18 protein-coding genes, 1 pseudogene and 1 other annotated feature are annotated in these 18,041 nt (G+C 46.0%); of the genes and pseudogenes, 7 read left to right on the top strand and 12 right to left on the bottom strand.

Features of this window, described 5'->3' with window-relative positions:
* The first annotated feature begins 13 nt into the window (after nt 1-13).
* The gene (locus RJ47_RS10045) at nt 14-892 is read left to right on the top strand and encodes a U32 family peptidase (protein WP_039483620.1); all 879 of its coding nucleotides are present in this window, start codon (nt 14-16) and stop codon (nt 890-892) included.
* 50 nt (nt 893-942) lie between these two features.
* On the opposite strand, the gene RJ47_RS10050 is transcribed toward RJ47_RS10045, so the two are convergent.
* From RJ47_RS10050 to rpsO, 5 genes are all read right to left on the bottom strand, one after another.
* Nucleotides 943-2,280 carry an MATE family efflux transporter gene (locus tag RJ47_RS10050; RefSeq protein ID WP_039483569.1) on the bottom strand — a complete coding sequence of 446 codons (1,338 nt, stop codon included), beginning with the start codon at nt 2,278-2,280 and terminating at the stop codon, nt 943-945.
* 43 nt (nt 2,281-2,323) lie between these two features.
* Entirely contained in the window at nt 2,324-2,734 is a 411-nt protein-coding gene (locus RJ47_RS10055) for a MarR family winged helix-turn-helix transcriptional regulator (protein WP_039483572.1), read from the bottom strand.
* A gap of 118 nt (nt 2,735-2,852) precedes the next feature.
* Nucleotides 2,853-3,767 carry a lipoprotein NlpI gene (nlpI, locus tag RJ47_RS10060; RefSeq protein ID WP_039478386.1) on the bottom strand — a complete coding sequence of 305 codons (915 nt, stop codon included), beginning with the start codon at nt 3,765-3,767 and terminating at the stop codon, nt 2,853-2,855.
* 121 nt (nt 3,768-3,888) lie between these two features.
* Nucleotides 3,889-6,018: a polyribonucleotide nucleotidyltransferase gene (gene pnp / locus RJ47_RS10065; protein ID WP_005472900.1), complete on the bottom strand. Its 2,130-nt coding sequence runs from the start codon at nt 6,016-6,018 to the stop codon at nt 3,889-3,891.
* Nucleotides 6,019-6,358: 340 nt separating this feature from the next.
* Nucleotides 6,359-6,628 carry a 30S ribosomal protein S15 gene (gene rpsO, locus RJ47_RS10075; protein WP_005472830.1) on the bottom strand — a complete coding sequence of 90 codons (270 nt, stop codon included), beginning with the start codon at nt 6,626-6,628 and terminating at the stop codon, nt 6,359-6,361.
* Nucleotides 6,629-6,834: 206 nt separating this feature from the next.
* Here rpsO and mtnN point away from each other — a divergent pair, with 206 nt between their 5' ends.
* The 4 genes from mtnN (at nt 6,835) to RJ47_RS10095 (ending at nt 10,027) form a co-directional block, all read left to right on the top strand.
* The gene (mtnN, locus tag RJ47_RS10080; protein ID WP_005472895.1) at nt 6,835-7,530 is read left to right on the top strand and encodes a 5'-methylthioadenosine/S-adenosylhomocysteine nucleosidase; all 696 of its coding nucleotides are present in this window, start codon (nt 6,835-6,837) and stop codon (nt 7,528-7,530) included.
* 27 nt (nt 7,531-7,557) lie between these two features.
* Nucleotides 7,558-8,511 (top strand): cobalamin biosynthesis family protein, encoded by a 954-nt coding sequence (locus RJ47_RS10085; RefSeq protein WP_039483575.1) that lies wholly within the window; start codon nt 7,558-7,560, stop codon nt 8,509-8,511.
* A complete protein-coding gene (gene btuF / locus RJ47_RS10090) occupies nt 8,512-9,333 on the top strand; it encodes a vitamin B12 ABC transporter substrate-binding protein BtuF (protein ID WP_039483578.1) in 822 nt (273 codons plus the stop codon). It begins immediately after the preceding gene.
* A gap of 73 nt (nt 9,334-9,406) precedes the next feature.
* Complete coding sequence (locus RJ47_RS10095; RefSeq protein WP_005472851.1) at nt 9,407-10,027, top strand: TRIC cation channel family protein; 621 nt, start codon at nt 9,407-9,409, stop codon at nt 10,025-10,027.
* A gap of 52 nt (nt 10,028-10,079) precedes the next feature.
* On the opposite strand, the gene thrC is transcribed toward RJ47_RS10095, so the two are convergent.
* The 4 genes from thrC to thrL form a co-directional block, all read right to left on the bottom strand.
* Nucleotides 10,080-11,363 carry a threonine synthase gene (gene thrC / locus RJ47_RS10100; RefSeq protein WP_039483581.1) on the bottom strand — a complete coding sequence of 428 codons (1,284 nt, stop codon included), beginning with the start codon at nt 11,361-11,363 and terminating at the stop codon, nt 10,080-10,082.
* On the bottom strand, nt 11,360-12,316 hold the full coding sequence (gene thrB / locus RJ47_RS10105) for a homoserine kinase (protein WP_005472828.1): 957 nt from the start codon (nt 12,314-12,316) through the stop codon (nt 11,360-11,362). The genes thrC and thrB overlap by 4 nt, the downstream gene beginning before the upstream one ends.
* 15 nt (nt 12,317-12,331) lie before the next feature.
* Nucleotides 12,332-14,791 (bottom strand): bifunctional aspartate kinase/homoserine dehydrogenase I, encoded by a 2,460-nt coding sequence (thrA, locus tag RJ47_RS10110; protein WP_039483584.1) that lies wholly within the window; start codon nt 14,789-14,791, stop codon nt 12,332-12,334.
* Between the two features lie 29 nt (nt 14,792-14,820).
* Nucleotides 14,821-14,947: a sequence feature (Thr leader region), on the bottom strand.
* Complete coding sequence (thrL, locus tag RJ47_RS20825; RefSeq protein ID WP_072016647.1) at nt 14,875-14,952, bottom strand: thr operon leader peptide; 78 nt, start codon at nt 14,950-14,952, stop codon at nt 14,875-14,877. Its footprint overlaps the feature before it by 73 nt.
* Nucleotides 14,953-15,223: 271 nt before the next feature.
* Here thrL and RJ47_RS10115 point away from each other — a divergent pair, with 271 nt between their 5' ends.
* Nucleotides 15,224-15,688 carry a hypothetical protein gene (locus RJ47_RS10115; RefSeq protein WP_038140712.1) on the top strand — a complete coding sequence of 155 codons (465 nt, stop codon included), beginning with the start codon at nt 15,224-15,226 and terminating at the stop codon, nt 15,686-15,688.
* A 10-nt stretch (nt 15,689-15,698) separates the two neighbouring features.
* On the opposite strand, the gene RJ47_RS10120 is transcribed toward RJ47_RS10115, so the two are convergent.
* Together RJ47_RS10120 and RJ47_RS10125 are read right to left on the bottom strand one after the other, a co-directional pair.
* On the bottom strand, nt 15,699-16,181 hold the full coding sequence (locus tag RJ47_RS10120; RefSeq protein ID WP_039483587.1) for a putative 4-hydroxy-4-methyl-2-oxoglutarate aldolase: 483 nt from the start codon (nt 16,179-16,181) through the stop codon (nt 15,699-15,701).
* Between the two features lie 89 nt (nt 16,182-16,270).
* On the bottom strand, nt 16,271-16,660 hold the full coding sequence (locus RJ47_RS10125) for a DUF3293 domain-containing protein (RefSeq protein WP_039483589.1): 390 nt from the start codon (nt 16,658-16,660) through the stop codon (nt 16,271-16,273).
* 327 nt (nt 16,661-16,987) lie between these two features.
* Between RJ47_RS10125 and arcA the strand changes: the two genes are divergently transcribed.
* Nucleotides 16,988-17,704, top strand: coding sequence for a two-component system response regulator ArcA (gene arcA / locus RJ47_RS10130; protein WP_005472905.1), 717 nt, complete (start codon nt 16,988-16,990; stop codon nt 17,702-17,704).
* 100 nt (nt 17,705-17,804) lie between these two features.
* Here the strand turns inward: arcA and RJ47_RS10135 are convergent.
* Nucleotides 17,805-18,041, bottom strand: a pseudogene (locus RJ47_RS10135) (bifunctional heptose 7-phosphate kinase/heptose 1-phosphate adenyltransferase); the annotation flags it as partial.

The raw sequence follows: 18,041 nt of genomic DNA on the forward strand, positions 1-18,041 counted from the left end.
CATGGAAAACAATATGAAGTATGCACTAGGCCCATTGCTGTATTTCTGGCCTAAACAAGATGTAGAAGATTTTTATCAACAAGCAACGTCAAGCTCGGCTGATATTATCTATCTAGGCGAAAGCGTCTGCTCGAAACGCAGAGAAATGAAACCTGCGCATTGGTTTGATATCGCTAAAGAGCTAAGTTCCGCGGGTAAACAAGTGGTTCTCTCCACCATGGCATTGCTTGAAGCCCCTAGCGAAGTCAACATCATGAAAAAGTACATCGACAATGGTGATTTTGCTATCGAAGCTAACGATGTCTCGGCGATTCAACTCGCCTCACAGAGCAAAGTCCCTTTTGTGGTTGGCCCTGCTGTGAATACTTACAACGCACACACTCTCAATCTATTTCTCAAACAAGGAATGATGCGTTGGTGTATGCCCGTTGAGTTATCACGTGAATGGTTAAACAATGTGTTGATTCAATGTGATGAGCTTGGTATTCGTGATCAATTTGAAGTGGAAGTCTTTAGTCATGGCTACTTACCACTCGCTTATTCCGCCCGCTGTTTCACTGCTCGAGCAGAAAATAAAGCTAAAGATGATTGCGAGACGTGCTGCATCAAATATCCAACGGGTATTCAGGTCAGTAGCCAAGAAGGCCAAGAGGTGTTTAATCTCAATGGCATCCAAACTCAATCAGGCTATTGCTACAACTTGATCAACGACCTGCCGAATATGAAAGGTTTGGTTGATGTGGTTCGCTTAAGCCCACTCGGGCTGAGTACTTTCTCGGATCTGGATAATTTCCGAGCCAATGAAACTGGACAAAACCCAATGCCGATTCAAAGCAGACAATGCAATGGCTATTGGCACCAACTTGCAGGATTAGAGGTCAAAATACTTTAAGACGTTTCTCCTAAAGGCATGATATGAAAAAGGGCTCAATGAGCCCTTTTTTACGCATGTGCAATCTGAGAGTGTTGGTTTTGATAACGGCGCACATCTTTGACCAACAACAAGATAACCACCGCACTCAGAGCAATGTTGGAGAGCGGGTACGCAATCCAAATCCCTGGAACACCGAACAATTTCGGCATGAGGTAAAGAAAAGGAAGCTGAATCAGCATATTGCCCACCATCACAAACATCGCTTTGCTTCCCTTATTGATGGCTTGATAGTAAGCCCCTGCCACTACCAAGAAACCATCCAATGCCAAGGCAAACATATGTAGACGAATCCCCAGCACCGTGTGCTCGACCAGTTGAGTGCTCTCTTCGTTGAACACAGAAACGAACTGAGTTGGAAACACATTAAGCAGAATAACAAAAGCCAATCCAATCAATACCGCACTCGACATCGCCACTTTGAGTAGCTTGCGAATGTTCTCCTGATTGCGTGCCCCGTGATTATAACTGACAAGCGGTTGCATACCATTCGCGATCCCTTCTGCGGTCAAATAGTACACTGTGACGATGTAGCCTAAGATAGCATAAGCACCGATCATTAATTGATCGCCGTATTGAGCAAACAACGCGTTATGTAACGCCACCATCATTGACCCATAGGCGTACATAAAGAAACTGGACGTTCCAATTGCAAAAATTTTAGGAACAACGTCAAGCTTGAGCCTCAATTGACTCCAGCGCAAACGCAGATTGGCTTTCGAAGAGAAGAAATACGCTAAGCCAAGTCCGGTCACAGCCAACTGTGCCACTGCGGTTGCTATCGCAGCTCCCGTTAACTCCCAATCAAGCCAAGCAATAAACAAATAATCGAGCGCAATATTGATAACGGCTCCTACCACCATCAGTATCGTCGCAAGATTAGGGCTATCGTCATTGCGCAACAAAAATGGCATAGCAATCGAGCCTAGGGTAAACGCGCAGGCACCAATCAATATATGCAGATACTGGAGACCCAGCTCAAACACACGCCCTTCTGCCCCTTGCCAAAGGAGAAAGTCTTCAGCAAAGAAAAACAGCACCCCAGACACAAGCGGTACAAGCGCAAACAACAAGGTAATCCCCGTCGCTAAGATCTGTTTCGCCCCTAGCGTATCTTGCTCTCCTTGACGAATCGAGACCAGCGCACCTGTACCGACGCCAATAAGCATACCAATACCAAGAATGGAACCGATGACAGGCCAAGCAACGTTGATTCCCGCTAATCCATCAGCCCCAACATAGCGACCAATAAAAATACCATCGACCACTTGATAGAGACCGTTGACCAACATAGCCGCTACGGTTGGAATCGTATAGCGCCAAAACTGTTTATAGATGGATGTTTGCATATTTTCACCACAAGTTAGCTAGGCTAACTAAATAGATAAATTTTTAACTCAATGATTTCTCTAGCAAGCTGATCAGCGTATTCACTTCATCAGCACTTAGTTTGCGTCCCATTTGCTCAGCAATGCATTGGTAGACCACTTGCTCATAGGACAAATCCTCGAGCACTTGTTCTGTCAACACGACTCGCTTTGCTCGGCCATCCTCAGCACAAGAAATACGCTTAACCAATCCTTTTCTTTCTAACCTTGCGACCATATTGGAGGCTGAAGGTTTAGTCACTTTCATCTCTTCCGCAAGATCAGTGATACGAATACCTTGTTGATGTTCTTCTATGGATCTTAAATAGTCGTATTCATTGAAGCTCAACCCATAGAGTAGATCCTCTTTGGCATGAACTCGCCACGCTTTGGAGCAGTATCGCTCCAATTCCATTAAATTCTTTTCTAAGCTCATAGTTATTGCACTTAGTTAGCAAGGCTAACTATTTTAGCCAATTACTTGGCCGTTGCAAACTCATTTACTCGCAACAAAAAAGCCACTGTTCAACAGTGGCTTTTGGGTTGTAATTGGTTTAATTAGAGGCTTGCTGTTCCAGTTTGGCTTTGGCCAACTGTTGTTCTTTTACCTCGTTGTAAATGCGGCTCAGTTCGAGGAAAGCATAACGATGCTCGACATACTCATACACATTGAATGAGATGGCTAATTTATACAGTGAGATGGCACTCGCGAAATCCCCTTCACTTTGATAACGCTTGCCTAAGTAGAAATAGGCCTCCGTCAAGCGCTGGGCAAGTAGAGTGTTATCACGGGTTCCGGATAAAATAGCTTTAAAGGCTTGTTGTTCAGTAACATCACCAAGTGTTATCGCCACCAGAACCCAGCCCCATTGTTCGTCGCGACGTTGATAGCGTAAAACCAAATCTTGGCGAGCTAACGCAGGATCGACTTCCGCTTGAATCAGGTATAACCAAAGCGCTCGAAATGGATCACTAGGGTCTTGGTTGTAGTGTTTCTCAATATCCTCTAATGCCAACTCAATACGATCACCATAGTAAAGGGCAATCGCTCGATTTCTCTCTGCGTAAGAGTTATCCGGGTCAAGTTCTAACGTAGAGTCAAAGGCATCATATGCAGCGTCAAACTCCCCCGCTTGGGTAAAATAGACGCCGAGCAAGTTGAATAAGTCAGGCTGTGCGGGGTTTAGTGCTAACGATTGGTTGTAATCGAGGCGAGCTAAGTCCCTTAAACCAACGCTATCGTAATAATTGCCTCGCTCGAAGAACATCTTAGCGCGAACTTCACTCGTCAAGTCTGGACGTTGAAGCAACTGGCTTAAGCGCGCAATCTGAACCTCTTGCTGAACACTGGCCTGCAAAGGTACCGCCATCGGGGGATAAAGCCACTCGGCTTGTTGACTAGATTTAGAGGCACAGCCAGCAGTCACCAATAATGTTAGACCCAATGCCGCGGTTTGAAACCATTTCACAAATATGTACTCCTGTCGCTAAGCATCCGCTTAGTTTAGTCCGCAATAAAAAAGGGAGCGTAATGCTCCCTTTATAACATGCTTTTAGCACAATAGGCTAATACGCCTATGGTTGACTAAATTAAGCGTCAGTTGCTGGTTTTTCTTCAGCTGCTTCTTCAGTCTTTTCTACTGCTTCCTTCATGCTTAGACGAACGCGGCCTTGGCGGTCGATTTCAAGTACTTTAACTTGAACTTCTTGACCTTCAGCTAGGTAGTCAGACACTTTCTCTACGCGCTTATCAGCGATTTGAGAGATGTGTACTAGACCATCTTTACCTGGAAGGATTGTCACGAATGCGCCGAAGTCAGCTAGACGAGCAACTTTACCTGTGTAGATACGGCCCACTTCAACTTCAGCAGTGATCTCTTCGATACGGCGGATTGCTTCTTTCGCAGCTGTACCTTCAGTTGCAGCAATCTTGATTGTACCGTCGTCTTCGATTTCGATCGTTGTACCAGTCTCTTCAGTTAGAGCACGGATAACTGCACCACCTTTACCGATAACGTCTTTGATCTTCTCTGCGCTGATCTTCATTGTGTGGATACGCGGAGCGAACTCAGAGATCTCTTCACGAGCACCAGAGATAGCTTCATCCATTACAGATAGGATGTGCTTACGTGCACCTTGCGCTTGGTTAAGAGCAATTTGCATGATCTCTTTAGTGATACCTTCGATCTTGATATCCATCTGAAGTGCAGTGATACCCGTGTTAGTACCCGCTACTTTAAAGTCCATGTCACCTAGGTGGTCTTCGTCACCAAGGATGTCAGAAAGAACAACGAAGTCGTCGCCTTCTTTAACAAGACCCATTGCGATACCCGCAACAGAAGACTTGATTGGCACACCTGCATCCATAAGAGCAAGAGAAGTACCACATACAGAAGCCATTGAAGAAGAACCGTTAGATTCAGTGATTTCCGATACAACACGTACTGTGTATGGGAACTCATCAACTGAAGGCATTACTGCTGCGATACCGCGTTTAGCCAGTTTACCGTGACCGATTTCACGACGCTTAGGAGAACCTACAAAACCAGTTTCGCCTACACAGTATGGAGGGAAGTTGTAATGCAGTAGGAAGTGATCTTTACGCTCACCCGTTAGCTCGTCGATGATTTGAGCATCGCGCTGCGTACCTAGAGTCGCAGTTACAAGCGCCTGAGTTTCACCACGAGTAAATAGTGATGAACCGTGAGTACGTGGAAGAACGCCAGTACGTACGTCAAGCGCACGAACCATGTCTTTTTCACGGCCGTCGATACGTGGGTTACCAGCGATGATGCTGCGACGTACCACTGTCTTCTCTAGATCGTGGAAGATAGTGTGGATTTCTTTCGTGTTCGCTTCTGGGTCTTCAGCAAGAAGAACTTCGTTAACTTCACCAGCGATCTCGTGGATGCGGTCGTAACGAGCCATCTTCTCAGTAATTTGGTAAGCTTCAACTAGCTTAGCTTCTGCAAGTTCAGCAATCTTGTTTACAAGCGCTGTGTTCTCTTCTGGAGCAACCCAATCCCAAGCAGGAGTAGCAACTTCAGCTTTGAACTCGTTGATTGCTTTGATTACCGCTTGTTGTTGATCGTGACCGAATACAACAGCAGATAGCATTTCTTCTTCAGTTAGGTTGTCAGCTTCTGATTCAACCATTAGTACTGCAGATTCAGTACCCGCAACCACTAGGTCTAGTTTAGACGCTTCTAGCTCAGTGTTGCTTGGGTTAAGCACTAGTTGACCATCAATGTGACCAACACGTGCAGCACCGATAGGACCGTTGAACGGGATACCAGAGATAGCAAGCGCCGCAGAAGTACCGATCATAGTTACGATATCAGGTTGAACATCTGGGTTCACAGATACGACTGTAGCAATAACTTGTACTTCGTTTTTGAATGCATCTGGGAATAGTGGACGGATTGGACGGTCGATTAGACGAGCCGTTAGCGTTTCGCCTTCAGAAGGACGGCCTTCACGCTTGAAGAAACCACCAGGGATTTTACCTGCTGCGTAAGTACGCTCTTGGTAGTTTACTGTTAACGGGAAGAAGTCTTGACCTTCTACCGCTTCTTTCTTACCTACTACAGATACGAATACTGCTGTATCGTCCATAGTAACCATAACTGCAGCCGTAGCTTGACGTGCAATAACGCCAGTTTCTAGAGTAACTGTGTGGTTACCGTACTGGAACGTTTTAACAACTGGTTTTTCGAACATTGTTATTCCTTGTTTCCAAGCGCATCGAAAGAGTTGCTCGGAGAGTATTGATTGATACTCAAGGCATTACAAATCGCGACTAGTGAAAATGAACTGTGTAGCGACTCATTGCAGCTAAATTCATTTTGAATAGTCGCGACCTTTTGGTCGACGTGGTTGACTGTAATGCTATGAGCTTTGTGAACAAACATTGATACCCAACTAGGCATCAAAAGTGTGCGGGCGTAGTATAGCGGGATTAATTCGGTTTGGCTAAGCCATAGCAAACAAAATAAGTAACGGACAACAAAAAAGGGGCTAAAAGCCCCTTTTTCGACAAACTGTTCTATGCAGCCGCTGATTAGCGACGTAGGCCTAGACGCTTGATTAGATCTTGGTAACGAGAAAGGTTTTTGCCTTTCAAGTAGTCAAGAAGCTTACGACGGCGAGAAACCATACGTAGAAGACCACGACGGCTGTGGTGATCGCCTTTGTGCGCTTTGAAGTGACCTTGTAGGTGGTTGATAGAAGCTGTAAGTAGAGCTACTTGAACTTCTGGTGAACCAGTATCGCCTTCAGTTTGAGCGTATTCTGCAACGATTGCTGCTTTAGTTTCTGCATTCAGAGACATAATTCTCTCCTAATAAGAGTAGGTTTAACATTTGTGCCAGCCAATCTCTGATTCAGCCGACACGAGGAGCGCGAATTATAGGGGATGTATAGAGGTTAAGCAACCGCTATTTAATAGCAGCCCTATAAGTACAGCATTCCCATCCAAAGCATTTCTGTTACACTTAGCTGCACAAAACCTACCTAATTGAATTAACAGGATTCCCTATGAAAATCGGCATCATCGGTGCAATGGAACAAGAAGTTTCAATTCTGAAAGACGCTATCGAAAACTGTGAAACCGTATCAAAAGCGGGCTGTACCTATTTCTCTGGGCAAATCAACGGTGTCGATGTCGTGTTGCTCCAATCAGGTATTGGTAAGGTCGCAGCGGCAGTCGGCACAACGATCCTGCTCGATGAGTACCAACCCGATGTTGTGATCAATACTGGCTCTGCGGGTGGATTCGACTCTAGCTTAAATCTAGGTGATGTGGTGATTTCGACCGAAGTTCGCCATCACGATGCTGATGTGACGGCGTTTGGTTATGAAATCGGTCAAATGGCAGGGCAGCCTGCTGCGTTCATTGCAGACGAAAAGCTAATGGATGTCGCTGAGAAAGCACTCTCACAAATGGAAGACAAACATGCGGTACGTGGATTGATCTGTACGGGCGATGCGTTTGTTTGCACAGCTGAACGTCAAGCATTTATCCGCCAACACTTCCCATCTGTCATTGCTGTAGAAATGGAAGCCTCTGCAATTGCGCAAACTTGTCACCAGTTCAAAGTGCCATTTGTTGTTGTTCGTGCGATTTCTGATGTTGCAGATAAAGAAGCAAGCATGAGCTTTGATGAGTTCCTACCTTTGGCAGCGAAGAGCTCGTCGGAAATGGTATTCAAAATGGTTGAACTGCTGAAATAGCTTAGCCGAAGGGAAGACAACAACATCATGGAAGATTTGTTTAACCAACTCTATTCCAACGGTGCGCTCCTTGTTCTGTGGGGCGCCCTGCTTTGTCACTTGGTGCTTCCCTTTCCTCGAGAAGCGCACCCTGCCATTCTTTGGCATAAGTTCGCCGAACAATTGGCCGATAAGGTCAATACCAACAACAGCTATCAACAAAGCATCATTTCTGGCAGCCTCGCTTGGCTACTAATGATTATTCCTATGCTGGTCGTGTTAGTTGCTCTCAAGCCATTAGTTTGGCAACCCCAACTGTTCGAACTTGCCTTCCTGCTTCTTGCGATTGATTGGCGCAATACCGATAAGTTCACCGCCCAATTTGTCGCGGCATTAGCAAGAGAGGACAAAGAGCAAGCGAAGATGCTGCTTAATCCCATCGTCAATCGTTCAACCCAACCACTTTCACTACTTGGGCTAGGAAAAGCAGGCACTGAAACCTTGATTATGTCGTACGGGCGCAATGTGGTGGGGGTTCTTTTCTGGTTCGCCATTGCCGGCGGTATTGGCGCGTTCATCTACCGAATGATGGTTGAACTCGCACGCGCTTGGTCTCCATCTCGTCAAGCGTTCTCTCCCTTCGGTATCCCTGCAGTTCGAGCCGTTGCTATCATGGATTTTGTGCCATTAAGGCTATTCGCACTGATGATAGCTGTTGGAAATCGTACTCAGCAAGTTTTTACGCTCATCAAGCAGCAAGCTAAGTCGTGGCCACTCCCTGGCCCTGCTTGGTTAGTGGTTGCTGTCGGAGCAAAGCTTGAGTTATCTCTTGGCGGGCCTGCGATTTACGACGGAAAAAAATCTGAGCGAGCAAAACTCGGTGGTCGAATTGCCCCTTCTGCTTTACATATTGCTCAAGTCCAAAAACTGCTAGCGTGGCGGTTGTTCGCTTGGGTATTGATTCAAAGTGCAGCGATGGCTGCCGTATATCAAGGGATATAGATGCGTAAGTTCATTGCGATTGCCACTTGTTTACTCTCTCCAACGCTTTTTGCCGCACCTGTAGAAAAAGTGATTAGTCTAGCTCCTCATGCAACGGAGCTCGCATACGCGGCAGGGTTAGGTGATAAACTCATCGCGGTAAGTGATCACAGTGATTACCCAGAGCAAGCCTTAACGCTAGAGAAAGTCGCCAACTACCAAGGCATCAAGATAGAGCGCATTATCGCCCTGCAGCCAGATTTAATTATTGCCTGGCCATCTGGTAACCCACAAAAGGAGTTAGAGAAACTTAAGCAGTTTGGCTTTAACATCTACTACTCTCAAACCCATTCATTAAGTGATATTGCAGACAATATTGAGCGCCTTAGCCAATACAGCGCCTCACCTAGCGTTGGTCAGAAGGCGGCGGCAGATTTTCGTCAGCAGTTAGGCGACTTCAAAGCCAAGTATCAAACCACTCAGCCCATACGCTACTTTTATCAATTGAGTGAGCAGCCGATCATCTCCGTCGCACAAGGCAAATGGCCTAGTGAGGTGTTTAGCTTCTGTGGCGGCGAAAACATTTTTGAGCATAGTGCTGCGCCCTACCCTCAAGTTGGCGTCGAGCAAGTACTGGTGCAACAACCCGATGTTATTTTCACGTCAGAGCATGCAATTAAGAATGGCAACATGTGGGCTAAGTGGGAAAAAGAGCTGAGCGCAGTCAGAAATGACCACGTCTGGAGCCTTGAGTCTGATTGGCTAAATCGACCGACGCCACGTACGCTTCGCGCCATTGAGCAGGTCTGTGACTATTTCGAGGCTGTTCGGCAAAAACGCTAACGATTGCCTCTTGAGATCCCGTACAATTCAGCATCGTTTTCTGTTCCCTATTTAAGTAAGAGAAGTGAGTAACATGGATTCCATGCTGCTTTATAGTATTGACCTATTCGGTACTGCCATATTTGCGATATCAGGCGTATTACTCGCAGGTCGATTAAAAATGGACCCATTCGGCGTTGCTGTATTAGGTAGTGTTACGGCGATTGGTGGTGGCACAATTCGCGATATGGCGTTGGGTGCGACACCTGTGTTTTGGATAACCGATACCAACTACCTTTGGACCATTTTAATTACCTGTCTTATCACCATGATTGTGGTTAGACGACCCAAGCGACTCGCTTGGTGGATTCTGCCAGTCTGTGACGCTATTGGCTTAGCGGTGTTTGTCGGGATTGGTGTCGAGAAAACCATGGCCTACCAAGACTCAGCTTTAGTCGCTGTCATTATGGGAGTCATTACTGGTTGTGGCGGCGGCATTATTCGTGACGTGCTCGCGCGTGAAGTGCCAATGGTACTGCGAAGCGAAGTGTACGCAACAGCCTGTATTATTGGTGGCGTCTTCCATACTACGGCACTTGCCATGGGACAAGACAGCGATACCGCATTCCTAGCGGGTGTCTTATCTACGCTGCTTATCCGTTTAGGCGCGATTCGATGGCACTTATCTTTACCAACTTTCGCACTAAATCGTTAAGCAATAAAAAAGGTCACCGAGGTGACCTTTTTTAATTTTCAATCTTTATCAATTACTTCTGTACTCGGCGAAGTACATCTTTCAGTAAATCAAAGTCATTCGCTAGGTCTTCAGAAAGTAGCTCCATTGCCGCGTGCTTAGCAAGCGGTCCTGGTAGGTCGATATCAGAGCCTAAAATCTCGTCAACCACTTCCTTGAACTTAGCTGGGTGCGCTGTACATAGGAATAGGCCAGTTTCACCGTCTTGCAATTGTTCGTCGAGTAGACGGTAGGCAATAGCACCATGTGGTTCGCATAAGTAACCTTGTGCGTTCAACTCACGTACAGATTCTGCACTTTGCTCATCAGACACTTTACCTTTGCCCAACGTATCTAAGCCCCAACCTTTAATCTGGCACAGTTCTTCGATACGTGGCCAGTTGTTTGGTTGGCTAACATCCATTGCGTTCGATGTCGTTGCAACCGTTGGTTTAGGATCCCACTTACCTGTTTCTAGGTAGCGAGGAACGGTGTCATTTTCGTTGGTCGCAGCAATAAAGCGCTTAATTGGTAGCCCAAGCGCTTTAGCCAATAGACCTGCAGTTAGGTTACCGAAGTTACCACTTGGTACCGACACAACAAGGTTTTCACGCTGTTCTTTAGTCAACTGAGATGCTGCTTCAAAGTAATAACAGATCTGCGCCATCAAGCGTGAAATGTTGATGGAGTTTGCGGAATTCAGGCCGATTTCGTCACGTAGCGCGGCATCATCAAATGCTTGCTTAACCAAAGCCTGACAAGCATCAAAATCGCCATCAATCGCGACAGTGTGAATGTTCTTGCCCAGAGTACAGAACAACTTCTCTTGTAGCGGGCTGATCTTACCTTTCGGGTACAAAATCACAACGTTGATATCTTCCATGCCATAGAAAGCATGTGCGACGGCTGCGCCCGTATCACCGGACGTTGCTGTCAAAATAGTGATTTTTCCGCCATCAGAAACCGCAGCTAAAGATTGCGCCATAAAACGACCGCCAAAATCTTTAAACGCTAAGGTCGGGCCATGGAAAAGTTCAAGCGCGTAAACGCCATCTTTGACTTTATTGATTGGCGCCGGAAATTGAAATGCAGCATCAACCATTGAGTGAACTTGCTCTTGCGCTAGCTCATCACCAATCAATGCTGACAAAATCTTGGTGCTACGAGAAACAAAGTCCTCAGCTAAAAGAGCATCCACATCATCAAACGTTGGCAGTTCAGATGGAAAAAAAAGGCCTTGGTTACGACCTAACCCTTGGCGAACGGCTTGGCCAAAGGAAACTTGTTCATCATTTTCTTTTATATTGTAAAGCTTCATAGCTCACTTCCTGTAACGATCGAACCTTGCTTATCTAAGCGACAAACATGGACGAATCCTTCTTTATTTTGTACGTAATTTTGTTCAAGCCAGCGTGCAACACGCTCAGCGACATCTTTCTCTTTACAAATGCTAAACAGCGTCGGGCCACTTCCTGAAATACCCGTCGCCAAAGCGCCTGCTGTCGCCGCATATTTACGAGCATCAGCAAAGCCCGGTAGCAGTTTCTCACGATATGGTTCTGCGATCACGTCTTTGATCATTTTTGCCGCAAGCTCTGGTTGCCCAGAGTGGCACGCATGAATAAAGCCTGCTAAATGACGACCGTGAGCAATGATATCTTGACGACGATACTGCGAAGGCAAAATTTCACGCGCTTCAGCGGTGGACACTTTGATGCCCGGGTACGCCATCACCCAATACCAATCATCAAAACAAGGAACTTCTTGGCTAATGATACCCAGCTCTTCAAGCATCAGTTGCACGCCTCCTAGGTAGCAGGGCGCAACGTTATCATAATGAATACCGCCAGAAATCTTACCTTCCATTTCCCCCATCAAAGCGAGTAATTCCGTCTCATCTAGAGGTTGACCATGAAAACGGTTTAGCGCATCTAGCGCAGCCACAATCGAACATGCACTCGAGCCTAGACCAGAACCAATTGGCATGTTCTTTTCTAGGGTCATCTCAAGAGGGAGTAAAGAGACACCTTTTTTCTCAAGCTCACGGGCGAACACAGTCCAACAATCGTAAACGATGTTCTCTTTCGGATTTTCAGGCAGTTTAGAAACAAAGTTGCCCGCAGTGTTAAGACTAAAAGGCTGCTCACCTGATTTGACCAACACTCGATCACCAAGTAGCGTACCGTCCACCGGAGACACAGCGGCCCCCAGTACGTCAAAACCAACACTTACATTACCTATTGACGCTGGTGCGTAAACCACCACATCCATACCACTACTCATTGATTAAACCCCTAGCTTCCATCCTAACGTACGCATCACATCTGAGAAGACACCTGCTGCGGTAACTTCTGTACCGGCACCGTAACCACGCAATACTAGCGGAATTGGCTGGTAGTAACGGCTGTAGAAGGCTAATGCGTTTTCACCATCTTTGATTTTGAACATTGGGTCGTTTTCATCCACCGCAGCAATGCTCACGCGGCATTTGCCCTCTTCGATCTCACCGACATAGCGAAGCACTTTGCCTTCTTCGGCCGCTTTCGCTGATTGCTCTTTGAAGTACGCATCTGCTTCAGGGAGTCGAGCCATAAATTCTTCCACACTGCCCGAATCATCAAAACCTGGTGGTAGAGCTTGGTCAACGATCACGTCTTCAAGCTCTAAGTTCATACCAGCTTCACGAGCAAGGATCAGCAGCTTACGAGCCACATCCATACCAGAAAGATCATCACGAGGGTCTGGCTCGGTAAAGCCGTTGTCTTTGGCAATATTCGTTGCTTGGCTGAGCGTCATTCCCTCATCGAGTTTACCGAAGATGTAGGAAAGTGAACCAGATAGAATCCCCGTAAATCGCTCCAGTTCATCACCCGCAGAGATAAGGTTTTGCAAGTTTTCGATAACCGGAAGACCCGCACCTACCGTTGTTTCATACATCAATTTGCGGCGTGAGCTACGCGCAACATCACGCAATTGGTGGTAGTAAGCCATGCTTGCCGTGTTGGCTTTTTTGTTTGGTGTAACCACGTGGAAACCTGCCGCTAAGAAGTCAGCATACTGATTTGCGATCGCTTCACTCGAGGTACAGTCAACAAGAACAGGGTTAATGATATGGTTACGCTGAACCAGTGAGATCAAGCGCGCAAGAGTAAATTCTTCCGACGCATCCTTCATACGATCACGCCAGTGATCCAACGGCAAGCCTTCACTATCTAGCAATAAGCCCTTACTGTTGGCTAAGCCACATACGCGTAGCACAATGCCTTTTTCTGCCAGTTTCGCTTGTTGACGCTGAATTTGATCGACCAGTTCACCACCAACGCCACCGACGCCGACAACGAAGACATCCAAGAAGTGTTTCGAATTAAACAGGTTTTCGTGACACGCTTTGATTGCTTCAGAGATCTTGTCTTCAGGAATCACGGCTGAAATGGCGCGTTCAGAAGAGCCTTGCGCGATTGCTACAATATTAACGTTCACTTCTGCAAGAGATGAGAAGAACTGAGAAGCAACACCGCGAGAAGTACGCATACCATCGCCAACCAGTGTCACAATCGCCACATCATCAATAAATTCAACAGGCTCAAGTAGACCATCTTTTAGCTCTAACTCAAACGTCTCGCCCAATGCTTTCTCTGCAAGGGCTTTGTCTTGCGCTTCAATACAGAAGCTGATGCTGTATTCTGAAGAAGATTGAGTGATCAAAACAATCGAAGCACCCGCTGCTGACATCGCCCCAAACACGCGGCTTGCCATGCCTACCATACCCTTCATACCAGGGCCCGATACGTTGACCATGGTTAGATCGCTAAGTGTTGTGATCCCTTTGATCGCTAGGTTGTCTTCACCAGTATCTTGACCGATTAAAGTTCCTGCACCTTGTGGATTAAAGCTGTTTTTGATCAGGCATGGAATATGGAATTGAGCAATAGGAGCAATGGTTTTTGGATGAAGCACTGACGCGCCAAAGTAAGAAAGCTCCATCGCTTCTTGGTAGCTCAATGATTTAAGTAGGCGAGCATCATCTACTAAACGCGGGTCACAGTTGTAGACACCATCCACGTCAGTCCAGATTTCACAACAATCCGCACGCAGACAGGCGGCAAGCACCGCTGCTGAGTAATCGGAACCATTGCGACCTAGCGTCACCAGCTCACCTTTTTCATTGCCAGCGGTAAAGCCAGGCATAATGTTGACATGGCCTTGAGGCAGTGGCTTCTGACGGAAGTTTTGCGTTGAAATATCGACATCAACCATCGCTTCTAGATGCTCACCTCTAGCAAAGAGATACTCAACCGGATCGATTAAGCTGGCAGGTTGTCCTTTTGCTTCCAGCACCGCTTTCATCAATTGAATCGAAACTCGCTCACCTTTACTGATAATGCGGGCATTGACGTTATCAGGACACATGCCTAGTAAGTTGATGCCGTGAACAAACTGACGTAGCTGAGTTAATGAGGTTTTCACTTGGCTGTCATAACCACTGCCATCAATGCTTGGTAGCACCTGTTTGATATCTTGAAAAAGGTCTCGGAACGAATCTTCCAACTCTGCGATTTGCAGCTCCGCTTCACCATTTTTCAAAGCGCCTTCTATCACAGCCACCAGCTTGTTGGTTGTTTTACCCGGTGCTGATAGTACGACGGCCACTTCTTCTTGCTGTGCATTATTAGCGATGATATCCGCCGCTCTTAAAAAGCGGTCTGCATCAGCTAATGATGAACCTCCAAACTTTAAAACTCGCATCCCTTCCTCCAAATGATTTCAAATTGGCATAAAAAAAGGCCTGTATCTTGTTGGATACAGGCCTTTTTTTGAATTTCTTTCGCTTAGCAGCCTGCCCCAACATGTGCGATGTCGGTAATAATAATGGTTGTTGTCATTACTACTAGGCTGTGATTTTGCATAATTAATTTTTGTTGCGTTTATGTGTTAGCTTACCCATACGTTTAACCTATTTGCTCTACACGAGTCAACGAAAAGTTTTTATTTTTTGTTTTCTCAATAAGCAATTCACACAATATTTTGCAACATCTCGCAGGCATTCATTGACACTTTTAATGAGACCGCAGGCATATAAGCTAATAACTAATGGCTATATAAAAAATGCACCTAGTCCAATAGTTTTATGCTTTAATTAGGTTTGCAGTGGAGAAAGTAACCAAGGAGAGGTAGTGCATGATGAAAACGCTATGCTTGGCAGCGATGTTAGTTGCTGGTTCTCTTGGTGCGACAGAGTTACCTCCGCTACCATCCCAACAAAGCACATCACCTCATAAGCTTTTTATTTCCAGCGTTAACGACCAGCAAGACTTTGATACATGGAAGGTCGATGGTGGTTATTCCTATAACGTGTTCGACAAAATTGACTTATATGTGGGTGCACGCCTGAACAATGGCGACAGAATCAACGAAACGGGCTTTCTCAGCGGAGTCAGCTATCAAGTGACCCCTCGCGTATCGGTAGCCAGTACCTTACATTCTTACACAAATGAAAGTCTCGGTAACGATAAGCGCGAATCTGCCATTTCTGCAGAGGTATCGAGCCGAGTAAGACTCACCGAGAGTTTAGACTTGCACGCCACCCTTGACTATCAAGAGTGGCAACAAGAAGTCGAATTCGGGTTAGGATTTCGGTTTTAAACGTTTCCGTTTACCATTCCAACTTTTCACTCGACATCAACACCCCATTCCAATCCGCGTAAACGAAGTCCCCAGGCTGGATCATCTGATTATGAATCGTCAGCGTGACATTGACATCACCTACTCCGCGCTTTTCCGTCTTGAATGGACAAGTTCCTAGGGCTTTCACACCAATTTGCATTTCAGCAATTGCGCCCGCATCGCGAATGGCACCGTTAACAATCACGCCTTCCCAATGATTATCAATAGCAAGAATTGCCAACTGATCGCCCAGCAGCGCTTTTTGACATGAGCCATGACCATCAACAAATAAAACCTTGCCTCTGCCATCTTGGCTTAATGTATCTCTCACCATTGAGTTGTCGTGATAGCACCTAACGGTCACCATTTCGCCCCAGAAAGCGCTTTTGGCGCCAAAGTTGTGCAATGGAAGTTCCACTAGCGTGACTTTATCTTCATGCTTATCACAAATATCCGGTGTTATATCTTTCATTTTTCCTCCATGAGATTTTTCCGCCTGCTCTTAAACCAAACCTTGCTAACGGCCAAAGCAGACTGAGTGAATCCTATTCTTAAGCCCTTTTACCTTATGCGAGATTGCCACCCTTTGATTCTGAGGCTTGTCGCATCAGTCAAACAAGAGAGCAGATAAAGTTGATTATTTTCAACATAATAAATTGCGTTCTGGCCAAACTTGCGCCCTAACTCGATTGCTAACTCTCGCTCAATAGCAACGGCAAAGCTTGCTTCTTTCCATGTAAATGCTTCATCTCCAACCAGTACGTCGACATAGTTAGTATGGCTTATTTCAAGAGCTAACCGTTGATTATTTCTTAGGTTTTCCTCATTTGACACCCGCTGACTAGCTGGGTTCCATGCCGTGATGACAGCAAAAAAATCGCTCGTCATTTCATCACTGAACTGAAAGTAAGGCTCACAATATGCCGCCCAAAGTTGCGCATCTATCATCATATAATCAGCCGTTTTACATTTACCTGATACTATTAATATTTGTTACATTCTAACTCTTGATATAAATCAACAAAGTGATTGGAATTAACACTTCTACGTTGTTAGCATGCTGTTAACATTATAAAATCCGCCTCAACGACTAATGGAATCAGTGAGGAACTGGAGCCTCACAAGGTAATTGAGCGAAACCCAAGGATGGCGGGCAATCAAAGAAAGTGTATTTTTACAATCTTTGGTTTATTATCAACATCACATTTCCTGTATGTTATGTTTTTGCCTAAAATTTATTCCATTAGCACATTTTTTTCACAAGTTTAGGTACCGCCAATGCAAACCCCGCACATTCTTATTGTCGAAGATGAGCAAGTAACTCGTAACACTCTTAAGAGTATTTTTGAAGCAGAGGGATACGCTGTTTTTGAGGCCAGTGACGGTGAAGAGATGCACCAGGTGCTGTCTGATAACCAAGTTAACCTAGTTATTATGGACATCAACCTTCCAGGTAAGAACGGTCTACTGCTAGCACGCGAGTTACGCGAGCAAGCCAATGTAGCACTGATGTTCCTAACTGGCCGTGACAATGAAGTGGACAAGATCCTTGGTCTAGAGATCGGTGCAGATGATTACATCACTAAGCCGTTCAACCCACGTGAGCTGACTATTCGTGCTCGTAACCTATTGAATCGCTCAATGAACGCGAGCGCTGTAACGGAAGAAAAACGCAGCGTAGAGAAGTACGTGTTCAACGGTTGGGTGTTGGATATCAACAGCCGCTCTTTGGTTAGCCCAAGCGGTGATGGCTACAAGCTGCCTCGCTCTGAGTTCCGAGCTCTACTTCACTTCTGTGAAAACCCAGGCAAGATTCAGACACGTGCTGACCTGCTGAAGAAAATGACAGGCCGCGAGCTTAAGCCACATGATCGTACTGTCGACGTAACGATTCGTCGTATTCGTAAACACTTTGAATCAGTCTCTGGTACGCCAGAAATCATTGCTACGATTCATGGTGAAGGCTACCGCTTCTGTGGTGATCTTGAAGAGTAATCAACTCTCGAAAATACAAAATGGAGCCTCATGGCTCCATTTTTCTTAGCGAAAACAAAAAACGCTCACCAAGGTGAGCGTTTTTTTATGGCTTTGTCGATTAGCCTCGACCGCCTTTGATGGCATCGATAATTTCCGTGGTCGAGCAGCCATCTTCAAAGTTGAGCACTTTGACTTCTCCACCATTAGCAATCACTTCTTTGCCACCCGCGATCTCTTCCGGTTTGTAATCTCCACCTTTTACCAGCATATCAGGCAGAACCTCAGAAATAAGTCGCTGCGGTGTGTCTTCACCAAATGGAACCACCCAATCAACCGCACCCAAACCAGCAAGAAC

The sequence above is a fragment of the Vibrio sinaloensis genome (assembly GCF_000808535.1).
In the GTDB taxonomy this organism is placed as follows: domain Bacteria; phylum Pseudomonadota; class Gammaproteobacteria; order Enterobacterales; family Vibrionaceae; genus Vibrio; species Vibrio sinaloensis_D.